Here is an 18,264-nt window from a genome sequence, read left to right as displayed (position 1 = left end):
CGGCCTTAGATGGTGTTGATCAGGTCCGACACCGAATTCATGATCTGGGTGGGGCGGAACGGGTACCGGTTGATGTCCTCGCGCTGGGTGATGCCGCTGAGCACCAGCACGGTGTGCAGGCCCGCCTCGATGCCGGCCACAATGTCGGTGTCCATCCGGTCACCGATCATGGCCGTGGTTTCCGAATGGGCATCGATCTTCCGCATGGCGGAGCGGAACATCATGGGGTTGGGTTTGCCCACAATGTACGGCTCCATCTTGGTGGCTGCGGTAATCAGGGCGGCAATGGCGCCGGTGGCCGGCAGCACGCCCTCCTGCGAGGGACCCGTAACGTCCGGGTTGGTGGCGATGAAGCGGGCGCCGCCCAGGATCAGCCGGATGGCCTTGGTGATGGTGCCGAAGGAATAGGTACGGGTTTCGCCCAGCACCACATAGTCCGGGTTGGTGTCCGTGAGGATCATGCCCGCCTCGTGCAGCGCCGTCGTCAGACCCGCCTCGCCCACCACGAAGCAACGGCCGGGAGCACCCGAATTCTTCACCTGGTCCTTAAGGAACTCAGCCGTTGCCAGGGCGGAGGTCCACAGGTTCTCCTCAGGCACCTCCAGGCCGGAGGCCCGCAGCCGTGCCGCAAGGTCCCGCGGCGTGTAGATGGAATTGTTGGTGAGGACAAGGAACCGCTTGGAGGTTGCCACCCAGCGGTCAATCAGCTCCGCAGCACCCGGAATCGGATGGTTTTCGTGGACCAGGACCCCGTCCATGTCCGTCAGCCAGCACTCAATGTTCTCGTTTTCGCCCACGGTCTCCCATTTCTCACAGCATTGCCTGGTGTCCCCGCACACAGCTTGGCGTTCCAGCCGGCGCCGCGGCGGGCACAGCCAGTCTTTCACCTTAGGCTGGAAGGGTGATAGACAGCAGCCCCCGCGAACCCCTTGATGACGCCGCAGAAGAAACCGCACCCACGCACCAGATCGGTGTCGGCCCGTGGGAAGGCCCGCTTCCGGAAGGTGACCACTGGGATCCGGAACTGCTCGCGAACGGGGACGCCCGCAACGTCGTCGACGAATACCGCTACTGGAAACACGAGGCGATTGTCGCGGACCTGGACACCAAGCGGCATCCCTTCCACGTCGCCATCGAGAACTGGCAGCACGACTTCAACATCGGCACGGTGGTGCGCACGGCCAATGCGTTCATGGCTCGGGAAGTGCACATCATCGGACGACGCCGGTGGAACCGCCGCGGCGCCATGGTGACCGACCGCTACCAGCACATCCGCAACCACCCGACGGTGGAGGACTTCGTTGCCTGGGCGCACGGCGAGGGCCTGCGCATCATCGGGATCGACAACTTCCCCGATTCCGTGCCGCTGGAAACCTATGAGCTGCCGGAAAACTGCGTGCTGGTGTTCGGACAGGAAGGCCCCGGCCTGAGCCCGGAGGTCCATGCGGCCGCCGACGCCACCCTGTCCATCGCCCAGTTTGGCTCTACCCGGTCCATCAACGCCGGGTCGGCCGCCGCCATCGCCATGCACGGCTGGATCCGCCGGCATGTGTTCGGCCAGAAAGTCGGCTAACGGGCCATCCCGTCATCGAAGGAAGGGGCCGGCCGAGTGCGCCCAGGCCCCTTCCTGCGGTTTTATTCAGCCAGCTCGCGAGGCCGCCGCGTCGATAACCCCGGCCAGGTCGCGGGGACGGCTCCACATCGGCCAGTGCCCGGTGGGGAGGTCGACGGTGTCGACGTTTTCCAGGTGTGCCGTTTCGGCAAACATGGGATTTCCGCCCCGGGCCAGCTCCAGCACCTGTTCGCTCGGGATAGAGCAGCACACCAGGGTAGTCGGGACCGAACGGCGGGCATCGTTCGTGAGTTCAACGGGCTGGCGAAGCACGGGCCCCGGCTCCGGAACCGCCCGCGCCCGGAACCGTTCGAGCACCTCCGGGCTAAGGCCTTCGAGGCTGGCCTGGGCACCAAGGGCGTCGAACGGGGGCAGCGGCAGCTCCGCCAGGTCTTCGGGAAGGCCGGGGGCAAAAACACTGCCGGTCGCCACGGGACCGGAGTCCACCCACACCACCCGTCGGACCAGCTCAGGGTGCCGGTCGAGGACGAGGCTGACCGGGAAATTTGCCCCGCTGTGGGCAACGATCACCACGGGCTGACCGTGGCGGCCGGCGGCGTCTCCGATAGCCTCGGCTTGATCGTTCAGCGTCCGTTCCGCGCGCCCGGGGTCGTCGCCGTGGAGGCCCGGCAGCGTCAGGGCGGTCACAGGGGAACTGTCGGTGGCCAGGTGGTCCCGGACTTCATCCCAGGCCCAGGCGCCGAGCCAGTGGCCGGAGATCAGGAGGATGGCGGGGCGGCTTGCAGTAGTAGTCATGGGACGACTCTCGCATCCCCGGCAGACAGGTGTATGTCACTATTTATGGCATGAATCTGCATTCCCGAGCAGGAATTTGCGCAGGCGGGCATGAAGCGGACTGAGCGGCTCCACGCTGTGTCCGAGATGCTGCGCCGGAACGGTACGCGGGGCTGTTCCGCGGAGCGCCTGGCGAATGAGTTCGGCGTGTCCGTGCGGACCATCAAGAGAGACCTCGATGCGCTGGAGCGGAGCGGGGCACCGTTGTGGTCCCGGCCGGGACCGGGCGGAGGCTACGGGCTGGCCACCGGTGCGTCCTTGCCGCCCGTCAGCCTGTCCCCGGCGCAGGCCGTGGCACTCATGGCAGCGGTTACCGCTGCCTCCGACGCCCCGTACGCCGACCTGGCCGCAGCCGGAGCGCGGAAGGTCATGGATGTCCTCGACCCCGGAACCCGGGCACGGGCTGCCGAGCTGGCCGGGCGGGTCTGGATCAACACGGCACCCTCCTCGCCGCGGACGGTCCGGTCGGCCCTGGAGGAGGCGATGGCGGAGCAGCGGGTGGTCCGCATCCGCTACACGTCGGCGGGCGGCAGCACCACCACCCGCGACGTCGAGCCAGTGCTGTTCGCCTCCACCAACGGCAAGTGGTACCTCGTTGGGTGGTGCCGGCTGCGCAACGCAATGCGATGGTTTGCCGTACCGCGCATCGAGCGGGCCAGCGTCACCCGGACCGCCTGCAGCGGCCACACCGTCGAAGAGGTGGGGGAACCCCCGGCGAACGCCAGGCCGGTGGACACGTAGGCCCTTAACCTGCAGCGCCACCTGATGCCGCAAGGGTACTTGTGACTAGGATGTAGGAAGCCAATGAGGGCCCGGCCCTGCCGCAATCGACCTTGGAGTGAGCATGCCTATTGCAACCCCGGAGATTTATGCCGAGATGATCGACCGAGCGAAGGCGGGAGGCTTTGCGTATCCGGCCGTGAACGTCACCTCCTCGCAGACCCTCAACGCTGCGCTCGCCGGTTTCGCCGAGGCAGGTTCGGACGGCATCGTGCAGGTATCCACCGGCGGCGCGGCCTACTGGTCCGGAGCCTCCGTGAAGAACATGGTCACCGGCTCCCTCGCCTTTGCCGCGTATGCGAAGGAAGTAGCGAAGAGCTACAACGTGAACATTGCCCTGCACACCGACCACTGCCCCAAGGACAAGCTCGAAGATTTTGTCCTGCCGCTGCTGGCCGCCTCCGAAGCCGCCGTGAAGCGCGGTGAGGACCCCATCTTCAACTCGCACATGTGGGACGGCTCCGCCGAAACCCTGGAGGACAACCTCCGCATTGCCCAGGAACTGCTGGCCCGCACCTCAGCGGCCAAGATGATCCTTGAGGTGGAAATCGGCACCGTGGGCGGTGAAGAGGACGGCGTGGAGAACGCCATCAACGAAAAGCTCTACACCACCGTCAAGGACGGCATGGCCACCATCGAAGCCCTCGGCGACGGCAGCAAGGGCCGCTACATCACCGCGCTGACCTTCGGCAACGTGCACGGCGTGTACAAGCCCGGCGGCGTGAAGCTGCGCCCGGAAATCCTCAAGGATATCCAGGACGAGGTCGGCGCTTCCATCGGCAAGGACCGCCCGTTCGACCTGGTCTTCCACGGCGGTTCGGGATCCTCCGCCCAGGAGATCGCCGACGCTGTCTCCTACGGCGTCATCAAGATGAACATCGACACCGATACCCAGTACGCCTACACCCGCCCGGTGGCGGACCACATGCTGCGCAACTACGACGGCGTGCTGAAGGTAGACGGCGAAGTGGGCAACAAGAAGCAGTACGATCCGCGCGTTTGGGGTGCCTCCGCCGAAAAGGGCATGGCCGCGCGCGTGGTCGAAGCAGCACAGAACCTCGGATCGGCAGGCAAGGCGCTCTAATGTCAGACGAATTCCGCAAGAACCTGCTCGGCCCCGACGCCACCTACCTGCCGGAGGAGAGCGACGTCGTCGCCCGCCTCGAGGCCGGAGACGAACCGGTGGACCTCGCGGCTCGGTTCCCCACTTCATCGCAGGTTTGGGCCGCGTTGGCCGATGAGGCGTTCGAAGAGGGCCAGAACGTGGAGTCCTACGCGTACGCCCGGGTCGGTTACCACCGCGGGCTGGACGCCCTGCGCCGTGCCGGCTGGCGCGGCGTCGGGCCCATCCCGTGGTCGCACGTCCCCAACCGTGGCTTCCTGCGCTCGCTGTACGCGCTGGGCCGCGCAGCCGCAGCCATCGGCGAAACCGAGGAAGTGGACCGGATCCGCAAATTCCTCGACGACTCCGACCCGAAGGCCAAGGCAGCCATCGAAGGCCAGACGGTCTAGGCATCCGGTGAAAGCCGGCGGTCCCTGCTGCGGGGGCCGCCGGCTTTTTGCTGCCCTCTGCCGGCCGTTATCCGGCTGCGGTGCGGGAACGGTGCCGACGCACGGCCGCACGGTTGGCACAGCGCACCGAGCAGTACCGCTGCCTGCCGTTACGGGTGACGTCAGCGACCACCTTGCGGCACGGTTCCGCGGCGCACCGTGCGAGCCGGTGCATGCCCCGGGTCACCAGATGCAGGGAGGTGCCTACGCTGATGATGGCCCGCAGCACCGACGGCAGCGATTCGTCATTGTCGCGGTAGTGCAGGTGCCAGCCTTCGCCGTCGTGGTTCGTGAGCCGGGGATAGGCTGCGGCGTCGGCCATTTGCGCGTTCAGCAGCGCCGCCCGCTCCTCCGGATCAGATGTATCCACCACTGCCAGCCACTCGTTGATGAGGGTGCGGGTGCGCGGAAGATCGTCCGGGCGGGCAGGGAAGGTCATGGTCATGCCGGCCTCCAGGGTCCGCTCCACCAGCGCCTCCCGGCTGCCCGGCCAGTCGTTTGCCAGCGACGCGGCCAGCAGTACGGCGTATTCTCCGTAAGGGTTGAGATGCATAAGGCCATTACAGCATTGTTGGGTCCATGCATATCAGCCCGGTCTCGAACCACGATCTCCAAGTAGCTGACGTCAGCCACGAACATTCCTGGATGACGGAATCCCGCCACCGGGTATCCGCCGGCGTCCTTCTCTATGTCCGGTGTACGTAGTGCCGGGTAAGGCGGGTGGATCTGCAGGCCCAGGCACAGCTTGTTCCTGCGGGTATCAGCCGGGTAGTAGGGGTGTAGTGCACCGCCGGGGAAGGCGCCTAGGCTGGACCCGACGCGAAAGGCCGGTGCGGGCATGGATAAGTTCGATTTCCGGAAGTCCTACCCCGAGCTCTACTCGCCGGGGCGCCGGGACTTCACGCTCGTGCAGGTGCCGCCTCTCCAGTACCTGGCCGTGGACGGACATGGCAACCCAAACACTTCCGAGGACTACGTGCAGGCGCTGGAATGCCTGTATCCGGTGGCCTACACACTGAAGTTCCGGTCCAGGAGCGAGCTGGAGCAGGATTTCACCGTGGCTCCGCTGGAGGGCCTGTGGCGGGCGGCCGACCCGGAGGTCTTTGTCCGGGGCGACAAGGACTCGTGGGACTGGACCATGCTGCTGGCGCAGCCGGAGTGGATCACGGCCGTCATGGTGGAGGAAGCGGTGGAATCCGTGGCCGCAAAGAAGGACCCGCCGGGGCTGGACCGGGTCCGGCTCCTCCCGTTGGAGGAAGGGCTGTCGGCGCAGATCCTGTTCACCGGCCCGTACGACGACGAGGCGCCGGTGCTCGCGCGGCTGCACCACATCTGGATGCCTGAGCACGAGCTGACGTTCAACGGCGACCACCACGAGGTCTACCTCAACGACCCCCGCCGTACGGCCCCTCAGAAGCTGCGCACGGTGCTGCGCCAGCCGGTGCGGCCGGCCTGACTCAGGCCCTTCTCTGCGAAGAGATAGTGCACCGGCACGGAGGCTGCCGTGAAAAGCGTTTCGAACATCCCCATGGCCACGAGCAGAAGGGGAACTACAACCGGTCCGCGTCCGTACCGGGCCCGCCACTTTTCGGTTTTCCCGCGATGTTGCCGCGGGTCTCCGCCGATGTCACTGTGCTGCCCCCCATTTCGACGGCGCCGTGCCGCCCCTACGGAGAATAAACACTAGTGCACGGGCCGGGTCTCATTCAGGGCTGGCGGCCGGGGCCAGGGCTGCATAGACCACGTAGTTGTCATCGAAGCGGCCGGTCTTGGGGTCATAACCGTCGCAGGTGATCAGGCGTAACTCCGGACCTGCGGTGTTGCCGTAGACCTTCTGCGTGGGAAATGAATCCTTGGCGTACTGCTCGGCTGCCTGCACTGCGAACACGGCCGTGCTGCCGTCTTCCCGGAGGATATTGATCCGGTCCCCGGGTGCGAGGCGGCGCAGGTCCGCGAAGATTCCCGGTCCGCCGCCCTCGGCATTGACGTGGCCGAGGAACACCGCCGGTCCCGTCTCCCCCGGGGTGGGGGAGTGCTCGTACCAACCGGCGGGCGATCCCGGTGCTCCGGGAGGCACCTCCAGGGCACCCTGGTCATCCAGACCCAGGCGGATGACCTTGGACTCCGCTCCGATGGCCGGGATGGCCAACGACGCCGGCGCGGACTCGGGCAGCGACACCGCCGGGGCTGCCGGTGCGGACGGCGGTGCCGGGGTGGCCGGCAGTGAAGAGACCTGCGGGCGGGTCGTGCCGGAGGGGGCGGTCAACGGCCCGGGATTCCCGGCGTCCGGACCGTTTGCACTGCAGCCGGTGGCCAGCAGTGCGGGCAGCAGGACGGCAGCCGCCGCAGCGGCCCGAAGGCTGCTGCGGCGGCCGACCCTGCGGGTGCTGGTCAGGCCGGTCATGCCGGTACGTTCCGGTTGCCGGGTATTCCTGCCATGGGGTGCCCTTTTCCGGTTCGCTCAGGCGGTCCGGCGCCGGCGCACCACGTAGGTTCCGCCCGCTGCGGCCGCCAGCACCAGGCCGCCGCTCAGTGCGAGGATTCCGGCGTTGGATTCCTCGGGTGCCTGGGTGATGCCGGTGTTGGCCCCGCCGGCGGGCATCTTATCCACCTGCGGGACAACCCAGGTGCCGTTGGCATCCATGTGGCCCTGAGGTGCGGACACCGCAGCCATCGGCTTGGTCGAATCTTCGCAGCCGATGCCATCCATGTCGTTGTCCAGATGGGCACCGTAGCGCGGGTGGGTGGAAGGGATGTTGTACACGTTTTCCGCGGCTGCTTCGTCGCAGTTGACGTAGGGCGGCTTTGGGTGGCCGCCCCCGCCGTCGTTACCGCCGCCACCTCCGGGGCCGGCGGCCATCGCCGGTCCTGCCGAAAGGAGTCCGAACCCGGTAAGGGCCGCGAAAGTGAGGCCTGCTGTCGTCTTTTTCATCTGATTCCCTGCTTTCTGAGTAAAGGAGGGCATCCAGGAGTTGGATGACGCTGAAAGCCTAGGTACCCGCACAGCCGGGGCGCTTCCCCATAGGGGGATTTTGGTCCGTCGAACCGCCAATTAGTTCGTGTGGGCAAAAGTTGTCCTCGGGCAACAGCTCTGGACGGGGGCATGGGGTTGTTGAGAGCCGTCAGGCAGGTTAAAAGCTCCGTTCCGGGAAAAATCGACCGGTTTGGGAAATCCCTGCGCTGCGCAGTGGCAGGAAATACCCAAACCGTAGGGGATTTCCCAAACTGTGGGGAATCCTGCCTGCGCCGGCCCGCCAGGGTGTTCATAGTGCAGTAGATGCTGCCCGGAGTGTGGCCAGACAGCATCAACTGCACTATGAAGGCGACGCGCACCTCAGGGCAGGATGGTGGTGGTTACCGCGACAATCTGCGGGGTGGCCGGAACGGAGCTGAAGCCAAATTTCACCGGCGGCTCGATCCGGTGCAGCGGACCCAGATCCGTACCGTCCCAGGCTGCCGTAATGCCGGTCAGGGACCGGATGGAGCGAGCCCCGTAGAACTCCCTCCGTCCGCCGCCCGCAGACCCCGCCGTCTGCACTCCCGGCACCAGCAGCCCGGCCACCGGGTTGATCATCCGCAGCCACCTGGGGGACACCGCCAGCGGTCCTGGTACGTGTTCCAGCAGCCGCCCGAGGAACGTCACCGGGCCCAGGGCCATGTCCAGGCGCAGCGGCCCGGCCGCCACGCGAAGCACGCCCGCCGCGGGGTCAGCGGCATCCAGCTGCGTGTCCACCGGCGCCACCACCGTCCGGTCAAACCGGTAGGTGCTGCCCACATACTCCGCCACCGCCTCGGAGGGCGCCAGCAGGGTCCGCACGCCGGCGTCGTCCTCCGCCATCACATCGGTGAAGGCACCCAGCGGGGAGTCCGTCCAATGCCCCACTACCAGCCGCGTGCCGGAGGCGGTGCCCAGTCCGGCTATGTACCCGCGGAATCGGTCCATAGCGCCCACCGTACCCGCGCCAGTGCCCGGAATACTCCCTTCCATGTCGTATCCCGGGGAAGGTAAAGCGTGATCGGCTAAACTTGGCAGGTAAGAGCCCCGCAACCTGCACAAAGGTTTGCCGTTACGGATTGACCGGCAGGTCCAGGGGCGTTCTCATGCACGGTAGCGGATCTGCACCACGCAGCTCCCGGCCGTAACTAATGGGGGAGGATCCCATGCCAGCAATTGTCATCGTCGGCGCCCAGTGGGGCGACGAAGGTAAAGGTAAGGCCACCGATCTGCTCGGCGGGCGCGTTGACTACGTCGTCAAGCCCAACGGCGGAAACAATGCCGGCCACACCGTCGTCGTCGGCGGTGAAAAATACGAACTCAAGCTGCTGCCTGCAGGCATCCTCAGCCCCAACGCCATTCCCGTGATCGGCAACGGCTGCGTGGTGAACCTCGAGGCGCTCTTCGCCGAGATTGACGGGCTCGAGTCCCGCGGCGCCGACACATCCAAGCTGCGCATATCCGCCAACGCACACCTGGTCGCTCCGTTCCACCAGGTCATGGACAAGGTCACCGAACGGTTCCTGGGCAAGCGTGCCATCGGCACCACCGGCCGCGGCATCGGCCCGGCCTACATGGACAAGGTGGCCCGGCTGGGCATCCGCGTCCAGGATATCTTCGACGAATCCATCCTGCGCCAGAAGGTGGAAGGATCCCTGAAGCAGAAAAACCAGCTGCTGCTGAAGGTCTACAACCGCCGCGACGTGGACGCCGAAGAGATGGTCCAGTACTTCCTCTCCTACGCGGACCGGCTGCGCCCCATGGTCATCGACTCCACCTACGAGCTGAACACGGCCCTGGACGAGGGCAAGGTCATCCTGATGGAAGGCGGCCAGGCCACGTTCCTGGACGTTGACCACGGCACCTACCCGTTTGTCACCTCCTCGAACCCCACCGCGGGCGGCGCATCCGTCGGTTCGGGCATCGGCCCCACCCGGATCAACCGGGCCGTGGGCATCATCAAGGCGTACACCACCCGCGTCGGTGCCGGCCCCTTCCCCACCGAGCTTTTCGATGACATGGGCCTGTACCTGCAGAAGACCGGCGGCGAGTTCGGTGTGAACACCGGCCGTCCGCGCCGCTGCGGCTGGTACGACGCCGTCCTGGCCCGCCACGCATCCCGCGTCAACGGCTTCACGGACTACTTCGTGACGAAGCTGGACGTGCTCACCGGCATCGAGAAGATCCCGGTCTGCGTGGCCTACGACGTCGACGGCGTGCGCTTTGACGAGATGCCGATGACGCAGACCGATTTCCACCACGCGAAGCCGATCTTTGAGTACTTCGACGGCTGGACCGAAGACATCACCGGGGCCAAGACCCTGGAGGACCTGCCCGAAAACGCCCGCAACTACGTGCTGGCGCTGGAAAAGATGTCCGGCACCCGGTTCTCCGCCATCGGCGTGGGCCCGGACCGGGACCAGACCATTGTGGTGCGGGACCTGATCAACGAATAGGTCCCGGCACAAACCGATCCGGGGACGATGCGCACGCGCGCATCGTCCCCGGCGTCGTTTAAGCGTTGCTACCCCAGCTGCAGCGTAGTGATGCAGGTGGGGCTGTCCGCATAGGTGCTGAAGCCGGCCGCCACGCTGCCTTGCGGGGCGGTGATTTCCAGCGTCCCCGTGATGTCCTTGGGAAGCCAGAACCCCACAAAGCCGTTGTCATAGGTCCGCACGGCGTCCTCGACCAGCACCTCGCCGGCAGCATCGGTGATCCGCACATCCATGGGGACGTTCGACAGTTCACCCTGGCAGCCGACGAGGTTGTGGTTGAAGCACTCGTGGGTGGTGCCCTTCCAAGGCGCCACCGAAAGGTAAAACTCGTCCTCGGGCATCGGAAGGATGGACTCCTTGCCGTCTTCCTGCAGCACCACGGCGTCATAGGTGACGGAAGCGTTCAGCTGCGTGCCCCGGTCCTCGTTGGTTTTGTCCAGCCGCTCGATCACGTGCCGGGAGTCCGCATCCTGCAGGCCGAACTCCTGAAGCGCGGAGCCGGAGCCGCTGCTTGCGGCACAGCCGGTGACCAGAAGCAGGACCGAGGCGGGCAGGAGCAGACGAGAAAACTTCATCCGGCCAGCCTAGCCGCGGGCGCCGGGACGCACGTAAATCCTCCTGCCTGCGGTGGCCGCGTGGCAGGATGTAGCTGGCACGGTGCCGCGTGCATGGGGGAGGAATTTATGAACGAGGATCTGCTGTCCAGCCTGAAGCGGGCGGTTGAAGCCAGTCCGGACGATACCGCGCTCCGGCTGCACGTCGCCGGAATGCTGCTCGACGCCGGCCGCTACTCCGAGGCCATTGGGGAAGCGAATACGATCCTGCGCCAGGATCCGACCGATCCGGCCGCCCTCGCCCTGCTGAACCGTACCGTGGCGGCCATGACCGCAGTTGCCGGCGGGCCCGGTCGCCCCGCCGGACAGGCCCCCGGAGAGCCCGCCCTGCCCGGCATCGTCGATTCAAACGATTCAAACGAATCCGGAGACCCTGCAGCCGTGCAGCCTGGCACCGAGCAGCCCGATGCGGAGACCCAGCCCGGATCGGCCGCCTTTGACTGGACGCGGGCGGAACGTGAAATCGACTCGGATGTTCCGCCGCCGTTTGTGAAGGAACCGCAGCTGATCGGGGAGGACGGCGGCGGCAGTGCCGCTCTGGAGCCGGAGGTTTCTCCCATCACGCTGAAGGACGTTGGCGGGCTGGAACCGGTGAAGAAGCGCCTGGATGAATCCTTCCTCCAGCCGATGAAAAACGCCGAGCTGGCCAAGGCCTTTGGAAAGTCCCTGCGCGGCGGTCTGCTCCTGTACGGGCCGCCCGGATGCGGAAAGACCTTCCTGGCGCGGGCCGTGGCCGGTGAGCTCGGTGCCGTGTTTATGTCCGCCACCATGACGGACATCCTGGACCCCTATCTGGGCATTACCGAACGCAACCTGAAAGCCATCTTCGACTCGGCCAGGGCACACTCACCCACGGTCCTGTTCCTGGACGAAGTGGATGCCATCGGGATGAAGCGCAGCAGCCTGGGCGGACGGAACGCGATAATCCGGCAGATGGTGAACCAGCTGCTGATCGAAATGGACTCAATGGCTGGCAACAATGACGGTTTGTACCTCCTGGCGGCAACGAACCACCCCTGGGACCTGGACGAGGCCCTTATGCGTCCGGGCCGCCTGGACCGCACCCTGCTGGTCACGCCGCCGGACTTCCAGGCGCGGACGACCATCCTGGAATACCACCTCAGGGACCGCCCCCTGGCTGGAATCAACCTCGAGCAGCTGGCAACCGCAACCGAGATGTTCTCCGGCGCCGACCTTGAGCACTTGTGCGTGACGGCGGCGGAAAAGGCCATGATGGAATCCATCTCCGCCAACCGGATCTGTCCCATCACCATGGAGCACATGGAGAAGGCGTTGGGGGAAATCGGCCCGTCGGTTCTGCCCTGGCTGGAGTCCTCACGGAACGTGGTGAAATTCAGCAACGAACACGGCCGGTACAACGACCTGGCTGAATACCTGCGCTCGCGCAACATGCTGTGAGCGGGGACGGTGTACTGGCGCCGGCACTCGTTGAACTGCGGTTTGAAGCGCTGCTGGCAGCCAACCGGGTGGACGATGCCCTGGAACTGGTCAGGACGCAGTTGCCGCACCATCCGGACAGCGCATGGATCTGGTTTTTGCTCTGCCGGGCCTGCCTGACCGCACAGAAATGGCCAGATGCAGAGGACGCGGCCCGGCGTGCAGTGGCCCTGGAACCGGAAAACGACGCCAGCTGGGTGAACCTGGGTGTGACCTTGTTTTACCAGGGGAAACAGGTGGAGGCGGTGGACGCGGCAGCGCGTGCCGTGGAACTGCACCCCGAGGAGGCGCAGAACCACTACTGGCTGGGGTATATCTATGCCTTCCAAGCCGGTGCGGGCGACGTCGCGTGGAGCAAGGCGCTGGATGCTGCTGCAACGGCACTGAGCCTTGATGCCGAAGTGGGGGATTTCCACTGGCTCGCGGCCCAGGCAAGCGAAGCCCTGCGCAAGCGCGAGGACGCGGCCCGCTACCTGGCCCAGGGGCTCGCCGTTGATCCGGACAACCGCAAGCTCCTGGTGCTGGGCACAAGCATGTCCCGCGGAGAAGCAGTTGTGGGTAATGAGATGGAAGTACTGCGCTCGCTGCTCTCAAGGGATCCGATGGACCACCGGTTGCAGTGGCAGCTGCGGGGACAGGCCTTCGCGCGCCTGCGCCGGTTGGCGCTGCGGCCGTGGCTGCAGGTGGTCACCTTCTGCTTTGCGGCCGCCTTTGTGCCGGCAGCGGCCGACGGCGGGACGGTCCCCGTGGCCGTGGTCCTCGCCTTCCTGTTTGCCTGGCGGTCCCGCCGGTACTACCGGACGCTCCGGGACGAACTCCCCGAGGGCTACCTTCAGGAGCTGGTGCAGCAAAGCAGGCTGGCCGGAACCGGCCTGCGGCTTGTCGTTGCGGGGATGCTGGCCGTTACTGCCGGAACGCTGCTCGCAGCGATCGCCGGCACCGGGGATCCGTTGCGGTGGGCCCTTGCCACCACGGCCGCCGCAACCGTGCCCGCCGTGATCGGCTACCAGCTGCTGCTCACAGCCGAAGGATGGGACGGCCAACCGGCGGGGATCCGATATGAACGTCCGGCCAGCCGGAAAAGCAGTACGGGCCTGGTGCTGCTGGGCTGCCTGGTGTCCCTCCTGGCGCTGGTCCACCTGGACCGCCTCGCCTACGCCGGGGCGTCACTGGTGGCTTTGGCGCTGATGGCCGGCGCGATCCTGTTAGGCGGGCTCATTCGAAGCGCGGTTTTGCCGGGTGCGGCCGTGCCCTCGACCTGGCGAGGCAGGGCCGCCCTGCTGGCAGCCCTCGTCGGCCGGGCTGGCCGTTCCTCGCCCAAGTATGTCTGTGCCGTGGTGGCCATAGTGGCAGCTCTCGCCCTGGGCGGCAGCCTCCTGCTCGTTCGCGGTGGCACTCCCGAACCGCTGCCGCCGTCGCCGGACGCGCCGGAGCGGGATGCAGGGGTACCGGTCCCGCAGCCGGATTTCACTTTCAGCCCTGTCCCGCAGCCCGATTTCACGCTCACCCCGATACCGCTGCCGCAGATCACCCTTCCCCCGGTGCCCGGCAACTGAACCCGGCCCGGCAACTGAAGCGGGCCCGGGCACACACCGGCGGAGTTACCAGCGGTTGCGGGCCTCCTCAATCCAGCCTCCGAGCCCGTCCAACGAATACTCGGTGCCGTCCGGAGTACGGGCCGTTCCGGTCCAGGTCCCGAAGGCCTGCCAGGTCTGTGCCTTGATCACCACGGCGTTGGTGGCCGCGACGCGCCGGTGGAAGGGTTTGAGCTCGGCGTCGATCCACGGTCCGTGCACCCGCCAGGCCGACGCCGCGTCCGCCAGATCGTAGTCAAACTCCAGTTCGCCGTCGTAATGATGCAGGTGCCCGTCCACGATCAGGGCGTTCTCCGTGGCCGGTGTGCCTGCGGTCCACTTGCCGCCGAACTGCAGCCCGAGGCGGGTTCCGTCCACGGTCCCGGCCCCCACGCCCCAGTTCCACCGGCGTGAGTACGGCCAGCGACCGCGCCCGCGGTCCAACACGGCGAAGGACTCCGGCCCACCCACGGGATATTCCCGGCCGTCCACGCTAATGCTGCCGGTGACGCTGCGGGCCACGTCCTTCAGCGTGTACTGGTAGCGCCGGGCTGACCACGGCACCACCACGCCCAGCACATCGCCGCCCGCTTCGGCGAACACGTCCACGGTGACCCGGGGCGAGGAGGCCTGCAGCCGGGTGCCGCCGTCGGCGTCGTGGAAGCGCAGCGAGGATCCACCGAAGGAACCGAACGCGGTCAGCGGCGGCAGTGCGTCCGGGAGTGAGACGTCCGCGTACGAGGGCACGAGCTTGAGCGGCTCCGCGATGATCTCCTTGCCGGTGCTGCGCTCAAAAACATAAAGCTGCAGCGTCGCGGCGTAGTCCAGATGGGCGATGGTCAGGCCGACGGCGAGTTCAGGGGTGAGGATGCCCCAGTATTCCCAGCGCTTGGTCCGCCAACCGCCCCGGATGCCGGCGGGGACCACCGGACGGTGCATCGGGCGGCGGGAAAAGCCCACAGCCGCCGGGTTCAGCACGCCGGCAGGAGAACCCAGGTCAACGGGGGAGGTGATTTCATCCATGCCGCCCAAGTCTAGGGGAGGGTTCAACCCGGGAAGCGTAGGCTGGTCAGACGTGCCGGAGCCCCCCACAGTCCCCGGGTACCACCGTGGGCGTCCCGTTCCGGCCGGGAAAGGGATACACCATGACCAGCACCGCCACAGCCGCCGTCCTGCGCGGCACCAACCAGCCCTTCGAACTCACCGAGGTGACCCTGGATGATCCGCGGCCGGACGAGGTTCTGGTCCGCGTGGTCGCCAGCGGTGTCTGCGGCACCGACCTGGGTGTGCAGGCCGGCCACATTCCGTTCCCGCTCCCGGGCGTGCTGGGCCATGAAGGAGCCGGCATTGTTGAAGCGGTCGGCAGCTCCGTCACCTCCGTGCAGCCGGGCGACCACGTGCTGCTGACCTTTACCAGCTGCGGTGTCTGCCGCAACTGCCGCGGCGGCCACCCCGCCTACTGCGTCGAGTTCCTGCCGCGGAACCTGCTCGGCGGCGAACGCGCGGACGGCACCGCCACACTCAGTGAAAACGGAACGGAACTGCACGGGCACTTCTTCGCCCAGTCATCCTTCGCCAACCTGGTCCTGGCCGACGAGCGCGGTGTCACCAAGGTGGACCCGGCGGCAGACCTGTCGCTGCTGGCCCCGCTGGGCTGCGGCATCCAGACCGGCGCCGGAGCCGTCCTGAACGTCCTGAAGCCCGAACCCGGCTCCGTCCTGGCTGTCTTCGGCGCCGGACCCGTGGGCCTGGCCGCCGTCATGGCTGCCGCGCTCTCACCTGCCACCCGGATTGTCGTGATGGACCTGGTGGATTCCCGTCTGGAGCTGGCAAAGGAACTGGGTGCCACCGACATCGTGAACTCCGGGAGCACCAACGCCGTTGAAGCCCTGATGGAACTTACCGGCGGTTTCGGTGTGACCCACGCCTTGGAAACCACCGGCAACACCAAGGTCGCGGAGACCGCTGCCGCCGCACTGGCCCCGCTGGGCAAACTGGGCCTGATCGGCGCCCCCGCGGCGGGCAGCACCATGAGCCTGGACGTGAACTTTATGCTCAACGGCCGCCAGGTCCTCGGGATCACCGAGGGCGACTCCAATCCGCAGCTGTTCCTGCCCGCACTGGTGGACCTGGTGCAGCAGGGCCGGTTCCCGCTGGAAAAGATGATCACCCGGTATTCCTTCAAGGACATCAATGAGGCCGCGGCTGCGGCTAAGAGCGGCAGTGTCCTGAAGCCCGTGCTGCACTTCGAGGACCTGGTCTAGGCTGGGGAACAGTTCAGCCCGAAGCGAAGGTGGTCCGCAGTGAAAGTCAGCGTTGGTCAGTTCAGCCCTTCCGGCGAGGTCCGGGAGAACCTGGAAACCATGCGGGCCCTGGCCGGCAAGGCCAGGGCCGAAGGATCGGAACTGATCATTTTCCCCGAGGAATCCATGTTCAGCATCGGGAAGGTCGAGGGCCCGCTGGGTGCCGCCGTGGACGCTTCCTGGACCACGTTTGTGCAGCAGTTGTCCCTGCTGGCCGCCGAACTGGGGATCGCCGTCGTGGCCGGAGGGTACGAATCCAGCGGCGAGGACCGGCCGTACAACACCCTGGTGCTGATTGACGGAACCGGCCGGATCGCGGACACCTACCGGAAGCTGCACCTGTACGACGCCTTCAGCTACGCCGAATCCGAACGGATCAAGCCCGGCGACGGCGGCGTGAAGGTCATGCAGGTCGGGGGCCTGCGGGTGGGGGTCATGACCTGTTATGACCTGCGTTTCCCGGAACTGGCGCGGGCGCTCGCCGACCAGGATGCGGATCTGCTGGCGGTCCCGGCGGCGTGGTTCAAGGGTGAGCACAAGATTGACCATTGGGAGACGCTGCTGAAGGCCCGGGCCATCGAGAACACCCTCTGGGTGGCGGCGGCCGGCACCTCCAGCCGGCACACCGTGGGACACTCCGCCATCCTGGATCCCATGGGCGTGCCGCAGGCCTCGCTGGAAGAGGAGAGTGAAGCCGTGGTGACTGCGGAGGTGACCCGCCGGCGCATCGACGAGGTCCGCGAGTTCCTGCCGGTACTGAAGAACCGCCGGTTCGCCGGAAATACGCGGATTATCGACGCCGGATAGGTCCCGGTGACGGCCGCGGAAAAAACTTTTCCAAGTCGCGTAACTTTTTCGTACCCGCCGTCGATTACCTGTTTGTAACGGCCGCGCCGAGGCTTATCCCCCCAACGAGCATCGGTGCGGCCGTTGCACATGCGTCTGCGGTTGCGGGCAAGGTAGCATTTGGACCACCCCGCTTCCAAGGAAAGTGATCCGTCGTGGCCGCAGCGCTTACTGAGCAGACGCTCCGTGATGCGCGCGCCCGGAAACCGGCAGCACTGCGGGAAATCTACGACGACTTCGCGCCCGGCATCCTTGGTTACCTCCGGTCCAAGGGCTGCGAGGATCCCGAGGCACTGACCCAGGAAGTGTTCCTGACGCTGTTCGACAAGCTCGACACGCTTTCCGGAGGACTCCGCGGAGCCCGCACCTTCGCTTTCTCCGTTGCACACTCCCGCATGGTGGACGACGTACGGCGGCGGGAACGCGAGCCGGTCACCGCGGTGTTTGAGCCGGAATTCGACAGCCGTGCCATGGAATCCGCTGAGGACAGCGCACTGGGTGCCGGTGCCGGCGTCTCGGCCCTGCTGGAGGGACTGACCGCTCAGCAGCAGGAAGTGCTGCTGCTGCGAGTGGTGGCGGATCTGTCCATTGATGAATCGGCCAAAATCATGGGACGCACTCCCGGAGCGGTGAAGCAGCTCCAACGGCGCGCACTGGGCATACTGAAAAGCCAACTGGAACGGAAGGAGGCACCGGACAATGAACGAGCATCCTGACGCGCAGGACAAGCTCCACGTCCGCGGCCTCCTGGCGGAAACCGGTGTGGAGGAATCCCCCGAACTGATGGAGGCGCTCCTCGCCCTGCGCGGGCAGGCCCACGCCGAGGCGCCGGAGCCCTCCGGAAAACTGGCTGCCCTGCTGGACGGGACGCCCGTGCCCCTTGCGTCCAAATCCAAGCGGGGACGGGGCATCATCCTCAGCGCCGCCCTGCTGGGTGCCATGGCCGCCGGCGCCACCGGCGTGGCTGCCAACCCGGACTTCCTGGTCCGGGCGGATCCGGCTCCGGCCATCAGCTTTACCCCCGAGGACGCCCCCACGCCTGAACGCGTGACGCCGGAACCGGAACCGACGCCGGAACCGGCGGTACCGGAGGCAGCAGCCGGCACAGCGGATGCACCCGTGGAGTCAGCCGTGGAGGCAGCCGAGCCTGCCGCCGAGCCGGATCCTCCGGTTCCTGCACCCGCCGCGCCCGCACCTGCCGCAGTGGCACCGGAGACCGTCGTGCCTCCCGCGCCGGCCCA

Annotated in this window: 19 protein-coding genes and 1 pseudogene; 12 read left to right on the top strand and 8 right to left on the bottom strand. The window is 66.7% G+C overall.

What is annotated here, in order from left to right; all coding sequences use genetic code 11:
• Positions 1 to 5: 5 nt before the first annotated feature.
• Positions 6 to 758: an HAD-IIA family hydrolase gene (locus AC5RUF_RS11070; RefSeq protein WP_493997027.1), complete on the bottom strand. Its 753-nt coding sequence runs from the start codon at positions 756 to 758 to the stop codon at positions 6 to 8.
• 146 nt (positions 759 to 904) lie between these two features.
• Between AC5RUF_RS11070 and AC5RUF_RS11065 the strand changes: the two genes are divergently transcribed.
• Positions 905 to 1,573 (top strand): TrmH family RNA methyltransferase, encoded by a 669-nt coding sequence (locus AC5RUF_RS11065; protein ID WP_494130619.1) that lies wholly within the window; start codon positions 905 to 907, stop codon positions 1,571 to 1,573.
• Between the two features lie 66 nt (positions 1,574 to 1,639).
• Here AC5RUF_RS11065 and AC5RUF_RS11060 read toward each other — a convergent pair whose 3' ends face one another.
• Entirely contained in the window at positions 1,640 to 2,368 is a 729-nt protein-coding gene (locus tag AC5RUF_RS11060; protein ID WP_494130591.1) for an alpha/beta fold hydrolase, read from the bottom strand.
• A 90-nt stretch (positions 2,369 to 2,458) separates the two neighbouring features.
• Here AC5RUF_RS11060 and AC5RUF_RS11055 point away from each other — a divergent pair, with 90 nt between their 5' ends.
• From AC5RUF_RS11055 to AC5RUF_RS11045, 3 genes are all read left to right on the top strand, one after another.
• The gene (locus AC5RUF_RS11055; RefSeq protein ID WP_494130590.1) at positions 2,459 to 3,148 is read left to right on the top strand and encodes a helix-turn-helix transcriptional regulator; all 690 of its coding nucleotides are present in this window, start codon (positions 2,459 to 2,461) and stop codon (positions 3,146 to 3,148) included.
• 103 nt (positions 3,149 to 3,251) lie between these two features.
• Positions 3,252 to 4,271 carry a class II fructose-bisphosphate aldolase gene (gene fbaA, locus AC5RUF_RS11050; RefSeq protein ID WP_493998763.1) on the top strand — a complete coding sequence of 340 codons (1,020 nt, stop codon included), beginning with the start codon at positions 3,252 to 3,254 and terminating at the stop codon, positions 4,269 to 4,271.
• Complete coding sequence (locus AC5RUF_RS11045; RefSeq protein WP_494130589.1) at positions 4,271 to 4,699, top strand: DUF3151 domain-containing protein; 429 nt, start codon at positions 4,271 to 4,273, stop codon at positions 4,697 to 4,699. The genes fbaA and AC5RUF_RS11045 overlap by 1 nt, the downstream gene beginning before the upstream one ends.
• A gap of 67 nt (positions 4,700 to 4,766) precedes the next feature.
• Here AC5RUF_RS11045 and AC5RUF_RS11040 read toward each other — a convergent pair whose 3' ends face one another.
• Positions 4,767 to 5,291 (bottom strand): CGNR zinc finger domain-containing protein, encoded by a 525-nt coding sequence (locus tag AC5RUF_RS11040; RefSeq protein ID WP_494130588.1) that lies wholly within the window; start codon positions 5,289 to 5,291, stop codon positions 4,767 to 4,769.
• Between the two features lie 285 nt (positions 5,292 to 5,576).
• Here AC5RUF_RS11040 and AC5RUF_RS11035 point away from each other — a divergent pair, with 285 nt between their 5' ends.
• Positions 5,577 to 6,194, top strand: coding sequence for a GyrI-like domain-containing protein (locus AC5RUF_RS11035; RefSeq protein ID WP_494130587.1), 618 nt, complete (start codon positions 5,577 to 5,579; stop codon positions 6,192 to 6,194).
• Between the two features lie 246 nt (positions 6,195 to 6,440).
• On the opposite strand, the gene AC5RUF_RS11030 is transcribed toward AC5RUF_RS11035, so the two are convergent.
• From AC5RUF_RS11030 to AC5RUF_RS11020, 3 genes are all read right to left on the bottom strand, one after another.
• Positions 6,441 to 7,142: a class F sortase gene (locus tag AC5RUF_RS11030; RefSeq protein ID WP_494130586.1), complete on the bottom strand. Its 702-nt coding sequence runs from the start codon at positions 7,140 to 7,142 to the stop codon at positions 6,441 to 6,443.
• A gap of 57 nt (positions 7,143 to 7,199) precedes the next feature.
• Positions 7,200 to 7,670 carry an excalibur calcium-binding domain-containing protein gene (locus tag AC5RUF_RS11025; RefSeq protein ID WP_494130585.1) on the bottom strand — a complete coding sequence of 157 codons (471 nt, stop codon included), beginning with the start codon at positions 7,668 to 7,670 and terminating at the stop codon, positions 7,200 to 7,202.
• 402 nt (positions 7,671 to 8,072) lie between these two features.
• A complete protein-coding gene (locus AC5RUF_RS11020; RefSeq protein ID WP_494130584.1) occupies positions 8,073 to 8,681 on the bottom strand; it encodes a hypothetical protein in 609 nt (202 codons plus the stop codon).
• 218 nt (positions 8,682 to 8,899) lie between these two features.
• Between AC5RUF_RS11020 and AC5RUF_RS11015 the strand changes: the two genes are divergently transcribed.
• Complete coding sequence (locus AC5RUF_RS11015) at positions 8,900 to 10,189, top strand: adenylosuccinate synthase (RefSeq protein ID WP_146359322.1); 1,290 nt, start codon at positions 8,900 to 8,902, stop codon at positions 10,187 to 10,189.
• Between the two features lie 68 nt (positions 10,190 to 10,257).
• Here the strand turns inward: AC5RUF_RS11015 and AC5RUF_RS11010 are convergent, their stop codons facing one another.
• Entirely contained in the window at positions 10,258 to 10,803 is a 546-nt protein-coding gene (locus tag AC5RUF_RS11010; protein ID WP_494130583.1) for a CueP family metal-binding protein, read from the bottom strand.
• Positions 10,804 to 10,911: 108 nt separating this feature from the next.
• Between AC5RUF_RS11010 and AC5RUF_RS11005 the strand changes: the two genes are divergently transcribed.
• The gene (locus AC5RUF_RS11005; RefSeq protein ID WP_494130582.1) at positions 10,912 to 12,261 is read left to right on the top strand and encodes an ATP-binding protein; all 1,350 of its coding nucleotides are present in this window, start codon (positions 10,912 to 10,914) and stop codon (positions 12,259 to 12,261) included.
• Positions 12,258 to 13,856: a tetratricopeptide repeat protein gene (locus AC5RUF_RS11000; RefSeq protein ID WP_494130581.1), complete on the top strand. Its 1,599-nt coding sequence runs from the start codon at positions 12,258 to 12,260 to the stop codon at positions 13,854 to 13,856. Before AC5RUF_RS11005 ends, AC5RUF_RS11000 begins: the two co-directional genes overlap by 4 nt.
• A 45-nt stretch (positions 13,857 to 13,901) precedes the next feature.
• On the opposite strand, the gene AC5RUF_RS10995 is transcribed toward AC5RUF_RS11000, so the two are convergent.
• Positions 13,902 to 14,897 (bottom strand): DUF2804 domain-containing protein, encoded by a 996-nt coding sequence (locus AC5RUF_RS10995; protein WP_494130580.1) that lies wholly within the window; start codon positions 14,895 to 14,897, stop codon positions 13,902 to 13,904.
• Between the two features lie 122 nt (positions 14,898 to 15,019).
• On the opposite strand from AC5RUF_RS10995, the gene AC5RUF_RS10990 reads away from it, so the two are divergent.
• From AC5RUF_RS10990 to AC5RUF_RS10975, 4 genes and pseudogenes are all read left to right on the top strand, one after another.
• Positions 15,020 to 16,138: an NAD(P)-dependent alcohol dehydrogenase gene (locus AC5RUF_RS10990; RefSeq protein WP_493997703.1), complete on the top strand. Its 1,119-nt coding sequence runs from the start codon at positions 15,020 to 15,022 to the stop codon at positions 16,136 to 16,138.
• Between the two features lie 39 nt (positions 16,139 to 16,177).
• Entirely contained in the window at positions 16,178 to 16,984 is an 807-nt protein-coding gene (locus AC5RUF_RS10985) for a carbon-nitrogen hydrolase family protein (RefSeq protein WP_494130579.1), read from the top strand.
• A 194-nt stretch (positions 16,985 to 17,178) separates the two neighbouring features.
• A complete protein-coding gene (locus AC5RUF_RS10980) occupies positions 17,179 to 17,739 on the top strand; it encodes an RNA polymerase sigma factor (protein WP_494130578.1) in 561 nt (186 codons plus the stop codon).
• A pseudogene (locus tag AC5RUF_RS10975) lies at positions 17,723 to 18,264 on the top strand (hypothetical protein); the annotation flags it as partial. The gene AC5RUF_RS10980 and the pseudogene AC5RUF_RS10975, both read left to right, overlap by 17 nt.

The sequence above is a fragment of the Arthrobacter sp. Y3224198 genome, from assembly GCF_059090025.1.
Note: the sequence above shows the minus strand (reverse complement) of the source record. Positions and strands in the feature narration are given on the sequence as shown.

Coding starts and splice junctions, on each gene's coding strand:
- AC5RUF_RS11070 (WP_493997027.1), bottom strand. CDS start 758: ATGGACGGGGTCCTGGTCCACGAAAACCATCCGATTCCGGGTGCTGCG.
- AC5RUF_RS11060 (WP_494130591.1), bottom strand. CDS start 2,368: ATGACTACTACTGCAAGCCGCCCCGCCATCCTCCTGATCTCCGGCCAC.
- AC5RUF_RS11055 (WP_494130590.1), top strand. CDS start 2,459: ATGAAGCGGACTGAGCGGCTCCACGCTGTGTCCGAGATGCTGCGCCGG.
- fbaA (WP_493998763.1), top strand. CDS start 3,252: ATGCCTATTGCAACCCCGGAGATTTATGCCGAGATGATCGACCGAGCG.
- AC5RUF_RS11045 (WP_494130589.1), top strand. CDS start 4,271: ATGTCAGACGAATTCCGCAAGAACCTGCTCGGCCCCGACGCCACCTAC.
- AC5RUF_RS11040 (WP_494130588.1), bottom strand. CDS start 5,291: ATGCATCTCAACCCTTACGGAGAATACGCCGTACTGCTGGCCGCGTCG.
- AC5RUF_RS11035 (WP_494130587.1), top strand. CDS start 5,577: ATGGATAAGTTCGATTTCCGGAAGTCCTACCCCGAGCTCTACTCGCCG.
- AC5RUF_RS11030 (WP_494130586.1), bottom strand. CDS start 7,142: ATGACCGGCCTGACCAGCACCCGCAGGGTCGGCCGCCGCAGCAGCCTT.
- AC5RUF_RS11025 (WP_494130585.1), bottom strand. CDS start 7,670: ATGAAAAAGACGACAGCAGGCCTCACTTTCGCGGCCCTTACCGGGTTC.
- AC5RUF_RS11020 (WP_494130584.1), bottom strand. CDS start 8,681: ATGGACCGATTCCGCGGGTACATAGCCGGACTGGGCACCGCCTCCGGC.
- AC5RUF_RS11015 (WP_146359322.1), top strand. CDS start 8,900: ATGCCAGCAATTGTCATCGTCGGCGCCCAGTGGGGCGACGAAGGTAAA.
- AC5RUF_RS11010 (WP_494130583.1), bottom strand. CDS start 10,803: ATGAAGTTTTCTCGTCTGCTCCTGCCCGCCTCGGTCCTGCTTCTGGTC.
- AC5RUF_RS11005 (WP_494130582.1), top strand. CDS start 10,912: ATGAACGAGGATCTGCTGTCCAGCCTGAAGCGGGCGGTTGAAGCCAGT.
- AC5RUF_RS10995 (WP_494130580.1), bottom strand. CDS start 14,897: ATGGATGAAATCACCTCCCCCGTTGACCTGGGTTCTCCTGCCGGCGTG.
- AC5RUF_RS10990 (WP_493997703.1), top strand. CDS start 15,020: ATGACCAGCACCGCCACAGCCGCCGTCCTGCGCGGCACCAACCAGCCC.